Origin of the sequence: Chryseosolibacter indicum, from assembly GCF_018598585.1 — a bacterium.
Lineage (GTDB): Bacteria > Bacteroidota > Bacteroidia > Cytophagales > Cyclobacteriaceae > Chryseosolibacter > Chryseosolibacter indicus.
The window spans coordinates 14,984-28,641 of sequence record NZ_JAHESD010000034.1; the positions used below are offsets into that span (position 1 = coordinate 14,984).

Sequence of the window (13,658 nt, forward strand, 5' to 3'; positions counted from 1 at the left end):
GATTAAAAACAGTGATAAAGCAATATTAACAAAATTAAATTCACCTGTGTATAAAGAGCTCGCAAAGACTGAAAAAAAAAAGATTACCATTAACAAGAAAAGTACATTGTTAACCAAACGAACTTTAAACAAAAGAATAAACGAAATTGTAACAATAGGAAGGAGTGGGATAAACAGTGGTCGTAGCACTAATGCTAAAATGGACAAACCAACGAGAAACGATTTAACGAAAAAACTTCTGTGTACAGCTAAACCACCACCGACATACGAACTATCTATTTTCAAACTAATAGTTTAAGTAGGTTAAAAATTAGTTAAATGTATTTATCTTTCCCTATTTAGCAAGCAAATCAAGCATTACCTTTTCATACGATGGTATGATTTTTTCAAAATCGTATTTATCTACAGATTTTGCTATTATAGCCGGTTTATTAACAGGTAAACTAGCAACTGCAGTAATGGCTTTTGCTAATCTCTCAATATTTCCATTTTCAACTAACCATCCATTACGGTTTTCCTCTATAATCTCATGCATTCCTCCTGGACTATCAAAGGCTAGAATAGGAATTCCCAAAGCATTTGCCTCTATCGCTGCATTGGAAAAGGCTTCTGTACGAGAAGTAATTAACATTAAATCACTTTGTTTAATATATTTATAGGGATTATTTGTAAAGCCCAGAAATGTTACCTTTTCAGTCAATCCATATTTTGACACTAAATTTAATACATAATCACGGTACCCAGGATTTTCAGTTGTTTGTTCCCCCAATATTGTTAAATGAAAATTGCTTAACGTTACTTTAGCCAATGCTTCTATAAGAAGATCGTATCCCTTAATGTAAACAATTCTTCCCACAGCAATAAGGTTTATTACATTCTCCGGGAGAAGACGTTCATCAGTCATTGCGGCTTCACTTAAATCTTTTATGCTAATTGGATTATTAATAACAACAATTTTTTCTGGATTGACAGAAAAATTAACAACCAAGTCTTGCCTCATATAATTTGATTGAGATATAATTGTATCAAATCTTTTGAAAGCTAATTTGTAAAGAAATTTTCTTATCCCTACTAAAGGATAATTATCTAAAAAACTACTTAAAATGACCGCTTCACGGGTAATAAATTTTATATGAGCAGGCAGAAAAAAAGATAAAAGCGCAATAACAAGATTCATATTGTTCACATCAAAAACAAAAACTAACTCTGGATTTAGTTTCTTTATAAATCTGTAAAGTTTAAAAGCAGCGTAGCGTACTCTTGATGTGTTTAGATAAATTTTTGTGACTTCCTGTGGCACATCGTTATAGAATTCACCCTGACTTGTAAGTACACATAAGGTACAATCAAAAATATCTTTAGAAATTTTTTGAAGTAAAATTGATAGAACTTTTTGTGCTCCACCTGCGTCTAATGCAGGGATAATAAATAAAACTTTAGTTCTTATTTTTGCTTCTAATGACATTTATCTCATTTACAATTATCCAAAAATTAAAAAAGGTTTCTCTTAATCAAAGCTTTCACTTTGTTCTTAAAATCCTGAACATTTTTTATTCGTTTTATCTTGTAAATTGTACGTTTCCACGCGCCGTGATATAAGGTATAGGTTCTAAGCAATTTGTCGGTTTTAATAACAGAATCGGCGTTATTATTATTTTTAAATAATAATGAATTTAATCCGTCTTTATACTTACTTTTTAGTTCCCGACTACCCAACAAATAACTCCATAATTCTATGTGCTTTATTGCGTAGTCTTTCCACGTCCAATGTGCAATTGAATTAATCAACATTTGCTTTTCCTGTGTTAAATGGGCCAAAATATTTACTAGTTCTTCTATTGTATTAAATGAATGCACGATTCCGTTCTCAGCGTCGAGATGGTAGCCTTGCGGTGTTACAATTGTTTTTACGCCTGCAGCCAATGCATCAATAAAGCCCATAGAACCTTCGTCCTGTCCTAAATACAAATAATAGTCAAGGGTAGGTATTAATTTAACGTATTCTTCGTAATTAAATTCAGGGTAATACGTGACATTAAAACCTCGATCATATAATTGTTTAATAACCTTATCCCATCCGGCGCCCATAATTTTAAAATGATAGAATGCAGGATTAATATAAGCTGATAACTCTACCAGCATACCTTCTCTCTTACAACCATCGGGCTGAACTTTACTTGTTATCCCAACAGTGTAGGGTTTAATGGAAACAGCACCATCATGTGCAGGATTAACAAAACATAACTTATTGGCGGGTATTCCATCAATAACAAGTTGATCCATGACTTGTTTGGACATGCACACACCAACTGAAGCGACCTCCAATTGTCTTTTCAATTGCTTTAACTTTCTTATATCATCGATATGGGTGATCATGAGTGTATCCCTGTGGCTACCTCTCATCTCGTCATAGTTAATATAGATGATATGATGGTTTATATCTGCATCCGGATCTGAAACATTGCTAATATCTGCATCCACGCCCAGCTTGTTCAGCTCTTCATTAAGTTTACGCGCAAACTTACCGAGTATCCACGCATTCACATCTTCATATGAAACAATCCGAACTCTCATGTTATCCAATTTTTCTTGCAATAATACTGATATTCCATTCCTGTGGCGTTACCACTTTATCCATATGCATAAACGGGCTTATCTGTAAAATTTCAAACCGGTGCGATTGAAGCAGATTCTTCATTTCAGAAAAATAGTAATAGTGCAAATGATGGATTTCCTCAAATTCCGCTAAACGAACATTATCACTAAAGTAGTTGCAGGTAAATTTTACGGTGGCGCTCTGCGCAACCTGATCCAGGTTTGTTTCTGAGATACGAATAATCTCAGCATTCTCCTGCTTTTTTCTTAGGATCTTCACAGGCGAGTAACTTTCTGTTACGGCACAACCGTTCCAATAATCGAAGATAAACAAGCCGCCACTATCAAGAAGCTTATGAACATTAGACAATGTTTTACTTTGATCAGCGTAAGACGTAAGATAATTGATTGCTGAAAACATTGAAATCACAACGTCAAACGTCGCATTTATTTTATCTGATTCCTGAAATGAGTAGTTATAAAATTTAATATGCTTGCCGTTTGCTTCTGCGTTCTTTTCTGCGACCTCAATCATTGACTTTGATATATCACTACCCGTGAGAGCAGCAAAACCTTTTCCAGATAATTCAATTAAATGCTTACCTGTGCCACATGCGAGGTCAAGTAAAGACGTAGTGCTTTTATTTTTATCTAAAAACTTTGTGATGAGTTGATCAATGTAGTGCGCCTCTCCACGATAATCCTTATCCTTATACAAAAGGTCGTAAAACGCTGCATAAACATTAAATTGAGAATTTTCTTTCATTATCTTATTTTAAAATAGCTCTAACAGCATCACAAACAACATCAATATCATCGGGCCTTAATGCCAATCCACTAGGTAAATAGAAACCTCTGCGTGCAACTCGTTCCGACACTGGGTACGTTTCATTTTTAAACAGTCCCATTTTATGAAAAACCGGTTGTTCATGCATAGGCCAGAAAAAGGGACGCGTGCCAATTTTTTTTTCTGCCAACTTCTTCATTGCTCCCTCAGCATCAAAACCAACGGTGTCGTCTAAAACAATAGCATAAACCCAATAAATATTCTCTGCCTCATTGTTCTTTTCTAGAGGTAACTGAATGCCTTTAACGTCTTTCAACAACGAAGTATATTTTTTACCCATAGCTCTCTTGATGGCAATAAATTCATCGAGTCTTTCCAACTGCGCCAAACCCAATGCAGCTTGTAGGTTAGTCATCCTGAAATTGAACCCGAGATCGTAATGTATAAATCGCTTCGCAGGAATAAAACAAAGATTACGGAGTGATCTACATTTCTCTGCAAGCGCTTCATCATCGGTCATGATCATTCCACCTTCCCCTGTGGTAATGTGCTTATTGGGATAAAAACTAAATGTGCTTATTTCTCCAAAGCTTCCAATAGGTTTTCCGTCATATAGTTGACCATGCTGTTCTGCTGCGTCTTCAATGATTTTTAAACCATGTTTTTCCGCAATAGCAATAACAGCGTTCATATTTACGGGCAATCCGTATATATGAACCACCATAATAGCTTTTGTTCTGTCAGTGATTTTCGCCTCAATCTCATCTACGTTCATATTCCAATCGTCCGGATTACAATCAACCAATACGGGTTTGGCACCAACCCTTACAATTGCAGCCGCGCAGGAAACAATAGTAAATGTAGGCATGATTACTTCATCACCTTCTCCGATACCGAGGGCTAGAATAGCAGCGTCAATAGCCACGGATCCATTAGAAACAGCTATACCAAATTTTCTCCCTACCTTAGCAGCCATTTTTTCTTCAAATTCTTTAATAAAGGGACCCTCGGAAGAAATCCATCCTGTGTCAATACATTGGTTTAGATATTTCTTTTCGTTACCGTTCAATAGCGGCTCATTTACTGGTATCATAATTAAAAGTGGGTTTTATCTGCTTCTACACCATTATACGGACCTTGTTTTACTTCAAGCATTTCGCAATCTTCGAGCATTTCGAAGCCGTGGCCCCCTGACGCCAATAGAATGACGTCTCCTTCCGACAAAATTACACTAATAATGTACTGGAGGGCATGGTCAAAAAGGTTGACCTTAACTTTTCCCCTCCTGATAACCAATACTTCCTGGGTGTAGTGTACTTCCCTTGTAACTTTATTGTGATAATGTGGTTTGATGGTGCCGCCTTTGGGATATTTAATTAGCCCAAGCTGTTGCGAGTATTCTCCTGGGGTAAAAAACTCAGTCCTTATAGGTTGATAAGAACCCCGAATTATGTGACAAATGGGAACACTATGATCTTTGTCATATATCACTTCTACCCCTTGAGCTAATTCCTTTACCATAATTGCTTTAGTTTTATTCAATTTAAACTTCTTTAGACTGAAGCATACCTTTTACTGTTTTGATTATGACGGATGCATCAGAGATTTTGAGTACAAAGAAAATTAATATTATGTAAACCATAATAGCTAGTACGCCGCTCAAAAAAGTAGCAATCCATTCAGGAAGAACATTTGTGGCTTGGTAAAAGGTATGTGCTACCAGTCCACAAAACATTGCGCTTAATAGTAGCTTTACTGTATCAACAAAAAGACCAGTAATACGAACGAACTTCCACTGAAGCAGAAATGCCAGTGATGCTACAATTGTGAATCCCGTGCTTAGGGTCAAGGTGAACGCAAGGCCAAGGTAGGTATATTTTAAGGACAGGATGTAGCCAACAACAATATAGATACCTACTTCGGCAATGGCTATTAACGAAATCGTTATTGTTCTATTAGCGATATAGAATACCTTAACAACAATATTACCCAAACTTCCAAAAATAAAGGCGCCCATTAAAAGAGCCATAGTATTTGCCACTGCATGAGTGGCAACATGATCAAATGCTCCCCTTTCAAACAATATTGCTATTACCTGCTCCCGCATCGCAATAAGTATGGCGGCAATGGGCAAAGTTATGATAAGGATGAGAGTAATACCACGATTAAATGCATTATTAAAATCAACTTTATTTTCGGAGATCCACGCATCTGACATCAACGGATAGAAGGTAGTTACAATACTACCAGAGGCAATTGTTGCTAGAAGGAGGTATATCTGATTTCCATACCCAAGATAGGAAACACCGCCAGGTGGCAGATTAGACGCAATAACTCTTTCTACAATAGTTGTTGAGCGATAAATCGCCCCTGAAAAAAAAAGAGGAAGAGCGTTGCTAAACAATGTTATTACATCTGCGTTAGCTTTCTTTGAAGTGGAGATACGAATTTTTTTAGAATACCGAAATACAAATGGGAGCAATAGAATTGCACTAATTACTGATCCTGTTAAGGTCCCTATAGCTAAACTCTTTATTCCAACACTGTGAAAGAGCAAAACCACGATTAATGCAGTTATTGGTATCATAATTGGACTAATGGCAGGCAAAAGAAATTTACTTTCAACATGATGAAAAACAGCAATGAAGCTCGCCAATGATTGAAAAACCAAAGTGAAAATAAGGATATTGAATAATTCAACAGTGGCATTTAATTGAGTCTGGTTAAAGCCTGGTGCTATCAGGTGTACTATTTTCTCTGAAAAGAGAAATCCCAAAAGGGCAATTAACGTGAGACTTGCAAAACATAATAGTAAGACGCTACTAATAAAATTCTCTAGTTCCTCTTCAGATCTTCTCTTCTTTAATTCTATGAGAAAAGGAAGAAACATAACAGTTACAGAGCCTGTAAATAGTGTAGTAAAATATGTAGGAGCCGTTATAGCTAAAAAATACGAATCTCGCTCTTCCGTTGCTCCAAAGAAATAGGCTAGTACAATTTGTGAAACAAAATTAATTCCCACAGAAAGAAGAGAGAGGCCTGTAATTAGAATATTTGATCGTATAAATTTTGCAGAACTCAAAATGTGTGATTTAATTTATATAGCAAGTTATAGCAATGATTGGATTTTTACTTTACCATTTCTAGTCCTGGCTCTTTAAAAAATCATTAGGTCATTATGTATTTTTAAATTTTAAGACTTTTCTACCTTATTTACCTTTTTATTTTGTAGCTCATAAAGAATATAACTCTCCGGGCATGTTGCTAGTCCTTTTTCGTTAAAGATAAGCTTATGACCAAACTCACTCATCCATCCCACTTGCCTTGCCGGGTTTCCTACCACTAAAGCATAATCAGGTACATCTTTTGTTACCACTGCTCCAGCTCCTATAAAAGCAAAGCGGCCAATATCGTGACCACAAACAATAGTTGCGTTGGCACCAATAGTTGCTCCTTTTTTTACGAGGGTTTTAGCGTATTGGTTTTTTCTATTAACAGCACTTCGGGGATTAATTACATTTGTAAATACCACTGACGGTCCGAGAAAAACATCGTCTTCACAAATTACACCAGTGTAAATAGATACGTTGTTTTGAACCTTTACATTATTGCCCAGAATTACCTGAGGAGAAACAACAACATTCTGACCTATATTACAATTTTCTCCTATTTTACAATTAGGCATGACATGGCAGAAGTGCCATATCTTAGTCCCTACTCCTATTTCAGATCCTTCGTCAATTACGGCCGTTGGGTGTGCGAAGTATTGATTTTGTTCTTGCATAGCTGCTTAGAAGCTGGAAATAGTTTCGCAAATATAATCTAATTCTTCTTTTTCCATTTCAGTATGCACGGGAAGTGAGATGACAGTTCTCGAAAGTTTTTCTGTAACAGGAAATGAACCTTCATCGAAACCCTCCCTTCGATATGCCTTTTGAAGATGTAAAGGCACCGGGTAATAAATCATGGAAGGGATGTTTTTTGAAGTCAGGTACTTCTGAAATTCATTTCTATCCCTGTTTACAACCTTTACTGTATACTGATGGAAAACATGTGTTGTGTTGATGGCACGGTAAGGTAAGCTTAGGAATGATTTAGGTAAATGCTGGTCGTAATACAGAGCCACTTCATTTCTCTTTTTCTCGTACTCATCCAGATATTTAAGCTTTACATTTAAAATTACTGCTTGCAATGTATCTAATCGGCTGTTAACTCCGATGATGTCATGATGATATTTTACCCTTTGACCGTGGTTAGCAATCATCCTGATTTTTTCAGCCAGCGTTGGATCATTTGTCATGATTGCCCCTCCATCGCCATAGCAGCCTAGGTTCTTGGAAGGAAAAAAAGATGTAGTGCCAATTGTACCAATAGTTCCGGCATTTTCTACTGTCCCATCTGAGAAAGTGTATTTTGCACCTAAAGCTTGTGCAGTATCTTCAATAACAAATAATCCGTACTTATCTGCTATTTCCATGATAGGCTCCATGTCGGCGCACTGGCCGTATAAATGTACGGGAACAATAGCCTTTGTTCTTCGGGTTATTTTGTTTTCAATCTGATTGATATCGATGTTAAAGGTATCTTCATCAACATCAATAAAAACAGGAGTAAGTTTTAACAAGGCTATCACTTCAGCAGTGGCAACGTATGTATGTACGGGAAGAACTACTTCATCTCCAGGCTGAAGATCTAATGCCATCATTGCAATCTGTAAAGCATCGGTACCATTCGCACAGGGAATCACATGATCAACATTAAGAAATTTACTTAAGGAAGACGCAAATTCATTTACTTCCGGGCCGTGTATAAATGCCGTTGAAGTAAGCACCCTTTCGATTGCCTGATCTATTTCTGGCTTAATGCGCAGATACTGCTTATGCAGATCCACCATCTTAATCCCTGTCATTGCTAAGTGAGGTTCTTTCGTTTATTGATTATTTAGACATTAACTTCTTCTCCCATTGCCATGCGTGAAGCAGCCCCTCAGCCATTGTATACCGGGTTTTCCAATTGAATGCCTTGTTTAACTTATCGGCATTAGCATAAACCTTCTCTACATCACCTGGTCTTCTTGGCCCGATTGTATAAGGCAAATTTACGCCGGTTACTTTCTTAAATAGTTCCACCAATTCAAGTACTGATGCTCCAACACCTGTACCAAGATTGAAGACGTCATACAAATTTTCCTTTGGTTGACCATCTAAATACTCCATTGCTTTGACGTGTGCTGTAGCTACATCTACTACATGGATAAAGTCTCTGATACATGAACCATCGGGTGTGTTATAATCATTTCCAAATACAGTAAGCTTCTCTCGTTTGCCCGCAGCTGTTTGCGTAATAAAGGGCACCAAATTACCTGGCACTCCTATCGGCAATTCTCCGATTAATGCAGAAGGGTGAGCTCCGATAGGATTAAAGTAACGGAGTGAAATGACTCTATAGCCTGTCTTGTAGGCATCTTCAAGAATACGTTCACACATTTGCTTTGTCGCGCCATAGGGAGACTCAGCCTTTTTAAATGGCGTATTCTCATCTACTTGTACTGAATCAGGTTGACCATATACGGTACAAGAGGAAGAGAATATGATATCAGCAACGTTATTTTCCTTCATCACCTCGAGAAGCGCAATAAGGGATCCAACATTGTTGCGATAGTATGCTAATGGTTTTTCAACAGATTCATTTACGGATTTAAAAGCAGCAAAATGCAATACACAGGAAAAAGGTCCTTGGGTGGAAAATATGTTTTGAAGAAATTCTTTATCCGTACAATCTCCCTCCAAGAACGTTGGTTTTTTTCCAAGTATCTTCTCCATGCCGTCCAAGAGCGTTCTGTCACTTTTTGAAAAATTATCTACTATTACTGTTTCATAACCAGCTTGTATAAGCTCGACTGCTGTATGGGCACCAATAAATCCGGCACCACCTGTTACAAGGACCTTTTTATTACTCATCATTTTTATAATCGTGCTGTTATATCTGATTTTTTCAAAAAGCCTTTTACGTCATAAACTACAGCGCTTTCATGCTTTAGTTTATTCAGGTCTAGGTCTGCAAACTCTTTATGACTAACCGCCAGAACAATGGCATGATACTTCTTGCTAATGGAGCTTATCATTGTTAGGCCATATTCATGAAAAACCTCTTCGGCTTTTGCCTGAGGATCGTATATATCTACTTTAGCCCCAAAACTTTGCAACTCTCTAATAACATCCACTACCCTACTGTTTCTGATGTCAGGGCAATTCTCTTTAAATGTTATGCCAAGAACCAGCACTTCTCCTTGGTTAATTGGAAGATTATTACGGGCCATGAGCTTGATAACATTGTTTGCGATATGAATACCCATGTTATCATTAATTCTTCTTCCGGCTAGTATCACTTCCGGATGATATCCTAATCCTTCTGCCTTATGTGTAAGGTAATAAGGATCAACACCAATGCAATGACCACCTACGAGGCCCGGGCGAAAGGGAAGAAAATTCCATTTAGTACCGGCTGCCTCAAGAACCTCGATTGTATCTATGCCCATGCGGTCGAAAATAAGAGCAAGTTCATTGACAAAGGCTATATTGATATCACGTTGCGAATTCTCAATAACTTTAGCAGCTTCTGCAACTTTAATAGATGAGGCCTTATGTGTTCCAGCCTTAACTATCTTTTTGTAAAGGAGATCAACTTTTTCAGCTACCTCTGCCGTACTTCCGCTGGTTACTTTTTTAATTGTACTCACACGGTGTAATTTATCCCCTGGATTGATGCGTTCCGGCGAGTAACCACAGTAAAAGTCTACGTTAAACTTTAATCCGCTTGTCTTTTCGAGAATAGGAACGCATACTTCTTCAGTGCAACCTGGATATACTGTTGACTCGTAAATCACAATATCCCCTCTTTTTAAAACGCTGCCCACTGTACGGCTGGCACTTTCAAGTGGCCTTAAGTCAGGCTTTTTAAAATCATCGACCGGTGTTGGGACTGTTACTACAAAAAAGTTAGCACTTCTAAGATCGTTAGTATCAGAAGAATAAGAAAGATTGGTAGATAAGCTTAATTCTTCTCTGTCAACCTCACGCGTGCGATCAATTCCTCTTTTTAATTCTTCAATCCTTTCTTTATTGATATCAAAACCTATTACGTTCAATACTTTACCAAATTCCACAGCGAGCGGTAGGCCTACGTAACCAAGACCTATAATTGCAATTTTCTCCATGTAAACAAATAAACTGCAAAACTAATAGATTAGGGCGATTTTATAATATTTTATATTTTCGCGCTGTAATTTGTCAAATGGAAGCTAGGAACACGAACCCGGACGAAATCGATTTACTTGATCTATTCTTAAAATTCGTCCTAATCATTAAAAATAACGCCCTGACAATACTCCTTTTCTTTATCGTTGGTACTGTTATTGGAACGCTATATTATTATTCTTCGAAAAAGGTATATGAAAACGGGTTGCTTATAAGATCAACTATACTAGCGGATGCCTCCAGTAAAGTGATTTTTGAGAATCTGAACAATTTCCTTAAAGAAGATAATAAAGCAGAAGCTAGCAAGTTATTGAACTTAACACCTGAAGAAGCTGCTAATATATCATCAATTAAAATTGACGATAAAGAATTAAGAGAAAGCATGCCTCAAAATCCAAAAGAGAAACCTGCAGTTCTATTTCTTATCAAAGCCAGAACATACAACCAGGATTTTCTGCCGAGGCTTGAAAAAGGAATTATATACTTCATTGAAAACAATCCATACGTAAAGATTCGGATTGAACAGAACAAGAAGAATCTAACCGAGTTGGTTAAAAAATCGGAAGAAGAGATCAAGTCATTGGAAAGCTTGAAAGAGCGGTTCTATGAGGGATCTTTCTTTAGAGAGAAGAAGGACGGCAGTATTTTATTTGATCCGACAGAAATCAATAGCAAAATTATAGAGCTTACTGAAAAGAAGCACGAGTATCAAAACGAGTTAGACCTGGTACAGAGCGTTCAGGTAATTCAACCATTCATTGCCCTTCAGAATCCCGTTTCTCCCAACCTGGCTCTTACTATTTCAGCAGGTGCCTTTTTCGGAATGGTGATGGTGGGAATTTTCATTGCTTTTAAGTCTGTAAGGAAACTTGTGCGAATGGCAGAGGCTAACCAGTCAGCAGCTTGATTTATAGATTAATAGTTAAAGAATTTACACTAGAACTAAGACGAAAATCGGTCATTTCCGGTATTGCGCTATACCTTATAAGCCTGGTTTTTATTTGTTACCTCTCTTTCAGCTTAAGATTAAGTGTTATATCTGAAGCCATATGGTCTGCATTATTCTGGCTCGCAATTCTGTTTTCCGTTATTAACAGTGTGGCAAAAAGCTTTATAGGCGAAAAGCGCGGGCTGTCCCTTTATTACTATACTATCGCCAGTCCTAAAGCTATTATCATTTCAAAGATTATCTACAACTCGCTACTTTGTTTTATACTCTCGCTTCTCGGATATGTTTTATTCCAGGTATTTATCTCTGATCCTGTTCAAGACACTCCGCTCTTTTTCCTAACCCTTATCCTTACATCAACCGCATTTTCTTCGGCGCTAAGCCTTATCTCCGGAATAGCGTCAAAAACCAATCACAGTAATATTTTGATGGCTGTTCTTAGCTTTCCTATTATCATAAGCATTCTTTTAATGGCTATTAAAGTCACTAAAAATGTTCTTGATGGGCTGGATTGGTCTGCCAGCTATGACGAGCTTCTTAACCTCATGGCAATTAATTGTATTTTATCAGGGTTAGCGTACCTACTCTTCCCGTATATTTGGCGGAGCTAAAACCAGGCACTAAAGCAATCATCAGTAGCCAAGTCTACCCAGTTGCTAAAGCCACCAGATTTTATGAAAACATGGATTAAAATACTCGGCGTCCTACTTCTTTTCTACGCTCACATAGCCGGTTTATTAATGGAGGTCCCGAGATTGAATATCGTTAATGAAACTATAAGAGCCACCTATTTTCACGTGCCAATGTGGTTTGGGATGGTCTTTTTATTCCTGATGTCGTTATACTATTCAATTTTGTATCTGAGAAAACCATCTCTCGAACTAGATATAAAAGCAGAATCTTTTGCTCATGCTGGTCTTGCATTCGGGATTCTTGGAATTCTTACAGGCATGATTTGGGCAAACTATACATGGGGATCGCCCTGGCATGGAGACCCAAAGCAGAATGGTGCTGCCATTGCAACCCTGGTCTACCTTGCCTATTTCGTATTAAGAGGTTCAATTGACAACATGGAGCAAAAGGCACGACTGAGCGCGGTCTATAATATTTTTGCCTTTGCAGCTATGATTCCGCTGATCTTTATAATTCCACGACTCACTGATTCGCTTCACCCCGGAAACGGAGGCAATCCTGGTTTTAATATGTATGACCTTGATAGCAGAATGAGATTGGTACTTTACCCAGCTATAATGGGATGGTTTATTATTGGGTATTGGATGGTTTCGCTTCGCATTAAACTCAGCAAACAACTTGATATTTTATTAGATCTCGAAGATGAAAAACTTAAATAAAGCACTGTTAAGTCTCCTGTTGACATTTCTAATCACATTCTCATCTCAAGGGCAAGATGCCGAAATGGCAGATGTAATGCGATCAGAAGGAAAGATATATGTGGTTGTAGCTATCATTCTCCTTGTTTTGGCAGGACTTATCCTCTATCTGTTCCTGCTTGACAAAAAGGTTACTAACCTTGAACGGATGATTAACGAGAAGAGGAAAACTAAATAACCCGAGACATCGTTGTTAAATTGATTTTAATACTGCACATCCTGAAGTACCTTTGTCTTATATTTTGATTGTTATCTAGTCATGAAAAAATCTCACATCATCATTATTATTGTTATAGCTGCTGCTATTGGTATTCTTGTATCTACAGCTGGCGATGCAAGTACTTATGTTGGTTTTGGTGAAGCATTTCAGATGGCGAAAGCGGGTAGCAAGAAAGAAATTCACGTTGTTGGAGAATTAAAGAAAGACAACGCAGGAAAAGTGATTGGCATTGAAGAAGGAATGGACAAAGTTTCGTTTTCATTTGTGATGATTGACGAAAATGGCAAAGAACAGAAAGTTGATTACAATCAGCCAATGCCTCAGGATTTTACTAAATCAGAAAAAGTTGTTGTGATCGGGGCTTATAACGGCGATACTTTTAAAGCAAGCAAAATACTTCTTAAGTGCCCATCCAAATATCAGGAGCAAAAAGTTAATGTTTAAAGCTTACATCATGAGC

14 protein-coding genes and 1 pseudogene are annotated in these 13,658 nt (G+C 37.4%); 5 read left to right on the forward strand and 10 right to left on the reverse strand.

The window, feature by feature from the left end; translation table 11 throughout:
• Positions 1 to 334: 334 nt before the first annotated feature.
• From KK060_RS14800 to KK060_RS14845, 10 genes are all read right to left on the reverse strand, one after another.
• Positions 335 to 1,465, reverse strand: a complete 1,131-nt coding sequence (locus tag KK060_RS14800; protein WP_254154532.1) for a glycosyltransferase — start codon at positions 1,463 to 1,465, stop codon at positions 335 to 337.
• A gap of 26 nt (positions 1,466 to 1,491) precedes the next feature.
• A complete protein-coding gene (locus tag KK060_RS14805) occupies positions 1,492 to 2,574 on the reverse strand; it encodes a glycosyltransferase (RefSeq protein WP_254154533.1) in 1,083 nt (360 codons plus the stop codon).
• A gap of 1 nt (position 2,575) precedes the next feature.
• Positions 2,576 to 3,361 carry a class I SAM-dependent DNA methyltransferase gene (locus KK060_RS14810; RefSeq protein WP_254154534.1) on the reverse strand — a complete coding sequence of 262 codons (786 nt, stop codon included), beginning with the start codon at positions 3,359 to 3,361 and terminating at the stop codon, positions 2,576 to 2,578.
• A gap of 4 nt (positions 3,362 to 3,365) precedes the next feature.
• Positions 3,366 to 4,475, reverse strand: coding sequence for a DegT/DnrJ/EryC1/StrS family aminotransferase (locus KK060_RS14815; RefSeq protein WP_254154535.1), 1,110 nt, complete (start codon positions 4,473 to 4,475; stop codon positions 3,366 to 3,368).
• A gap of 2 nt (positions 4,476 to 4,477) precedes the next feature.
• Positions 4,478 to 4,903 carry a cupin domain-containing protein gene (locus tag KK060_RS14820; RefSeq protein WP_254154536.1) on the reverse strand — a complete coding sequence of 142 codons (426 nt, stop codon included), beginning with the start codon at positions 4,901 to 4,903 and terminating at the stop codon, positions 4,478 to 4,480.
• Positions 4,904 to 4,925: 22 nt separating this feature from the next.
• On the reverse strand, positions 4,926 to 6,464 hold the full coding sequence (gene murJ / locus KK060_RS14825; protein WP_254154537.1) for a murein biosynthesis integral membrane protein MurJ: 1,539 nt from the start codon (positions 6,462 to 6,464) through the stop codon (positions 4,926 to 4,928).
• 111 nt (positions 6,465 to 6,575) lie between these two features.
• Positions 6,576 to 7,166: an acyltransferase gene (locus KK060_RS14830; RefSeq protein WP_254154538.1), complete on the reverse strand. Its 591-nt coding sequence runs from the start codon at positions 7,164 to 7,166 to the stop codon at positions 6,576 to 6,578.
• Between the two features lie 6 nt (positions 7,167 to 7,172).
• A complete protein-coding gene (locus KK060_RS14835) occupies positions 7,173 to 8,291 on the reverse strand; it encodes a DegT/DnrJ/EryC1/StrS family aminotransferase (RefSeq protein ID WP_254154539.1) in 1,119 nt (372 codons plus the stop codon).
• A gap of 28 nt (positions 8,292 to 8,319) precedes the next feature.
• Positions 8,320 to 9,345, reverse strand: a complete 1,026-nt coding sequence (gene galE / locus KK060_RS14840; RefSeq protein ID WP_367397492.1) for a UDP-glucose 4-epimerase GalE — start codon at positions 9,343 to 9,345, stop codon at positions 8,320 to 8,322.
• A 2-nt stretch (positions 9,346 to 9,347) separates the two neighbouring features.
• Positions 9,348 to 10,598 (reverse strand): nucleotide sugar dehydrogenase, encoded by a 1,251-nt coding sequence (locus KK060_RS14845; RefSeq protein WP_254154540.1) that lies wholly within the window; start codon positions 10,596 to 10,598, stop codon positions 9,348 to 9,350.
• A 77-nt stretch (positions 10,599 to 10,675) separates the two neighbouring features.
• Here KK060_RS14845 and KK060_RS14850 point away from each other — a divergent pair, with 77 nt between their 5' ends.
• The 5 genes and pseudogenes from KK060_RS14850 to KK060_RS14870 all read left to right on the forward strand — a co-directional run bounded on the left by KK060_RS14850 (position 10,676) and on the right by KK060_RS14870 (position 13,642).
• A complete protein-coding gene (locus tag KK060_RS14850; RefSeq protein ID WP_254154541.1) occupies positions 10,676 to 11,545 on the forward strand; it encodes a hypothetical protein in 870 nt (289 codons plus the stop codon).
• Positions 11,542 to 12,198 carry a heme exporter protein CcmB gene (locus tag KK060_RS14855; protein ID WP_254154542.1) on the forward strand — a complete coding sequence of 219 codons (657 nt, stop codon included), beginning with the start codon at positions 11,542 to 11,544 and terminating at the stop codon, positions 12,196 to 12,198. The genes KK060_RS14850 and KK060_RS14855 overlap by 4 nt, the downstream gene beginning before the upstream one ends.
• A 36-nt stretch (positions 12,199 to 12,234) precedes the next feature.
• Positions 12,235 to 12,939 (forward strand): annotated as a pseudogene (gene ccsA, locus KK060_RS14860) (cytochrome c biogenesis protein CcsA); the annotation flags it as partial.
• On the forward strand, positions 12,923 to 13,156 hold the full coding sequence (locus KK060_RS14865) for a CcmD family protein (RefSeq protein ID WP_254154544.1): 234 nt from the start codon (positions 12,923 to 12,925) through the stop codon (positions 13,154 to 13,156). The pseudogene ccsA and the gene KK060_RS14865, both read left to right, overlap by 17 nt.
• 81 nt (positions 13,157 to 13,237) lie before the next feature.
• Complete coding sequence (locus KK060_RS14870; protein WP_254154545.1) at positions 13,238 to 13,642, forward strand: cytochrome c maturation protein CcmE domain-containing protein; 405 nt, start codon at positions 13,238 to 13,240, stop codon at positions 13,640 to 13,642.
• The last annotated feature ends 16 nt before the right edge of the window (positions 13,643 to 13,658 follow it).

Bases quoted from the DNA above. Each gene is read 5' to 3' on its own strand.
- galE (WP_367397492.1), bottom strand. From the start codon at position 9,345: ATGATGAGTAATAAAAAGGTCCTTGTAACAGGTGGTGCCGGATTTATT.
- KK060_RS14815 (WP_254154535.1), bottom strand. From the start codon at position 4,475: ATGATACCAGTAAATGAGCCGCTATTGAACGGTAACGAAAAGAAATAT.
- KK060_RS14800 (WP_254154532.1), bottom strand. From the start codon at position 1,465: ATGTCATTAGAAGCAAAAATAAGAACTAAAGTTTTATTTATTATCCCT.
- KK060_RS14830 (WP_254154538.1), bottom strand. From the start codon at position 7,166: ATGCAAGAACAAAATCAATACTTCGCACACCCAACGGCCGTAATTGAC.
- KK060_RS14870 (WP_254154545.1), top strand. From the start codon at position 13,238: ATGAAAAAATCTCACATCATCATTATTATTGTTATAGCTGCTGCTATT.
- KK060_RS14805 (WP_254154533.1), bottom strand. From the start codon at position 2,574: ATGAGAGTTCGGATTGTTTCATATGAAGATGTGAATGCGTGGATACTC.
- KK060_RS14835 (WP_254154539.1), bottom strand. From the start codon at position 8,291: ATGACAGGGATTAAGATGGTGGATCTGCATAAGCAGTATCTGCGCATT.
- KK060_RS14865 (WP_254154544.1), top strand. From the start codon at position 12,923: ATGAAAAACTTAAATAAAGCACTGTTAAGTCTCCTGTTGACATTTCTA.
- KK060_RS14850 (WP_254154541.1), top strand. From the start codon at position 10,676: ATGGAAGCTAGGAACACGAACCCGGACGAAATCGATTTACTTGATCTA.
- KK060_RS14810 (WP_254154534.1), bottom strand. From the start codon at position 3,361: ATGAAAGAAAATTCTCAATTTAATGTTTATGCAGCGTTTTACGACCTT.
- KK060_RS14820 (WP_254154536.1), bottom strand. From the start codon at position 4,903: ATGGTAAAGGAATTAGCTCAAGGGGTAGAAGTGATATATGACAAAGAT.
- KK060_RS14845 (WP_254154540.1), bottom strand. From the start codon at position 10,598: ATGGAGAAAATTGCAATTATAGGTCTTGGTTACGTAGGCCTACCGCTC.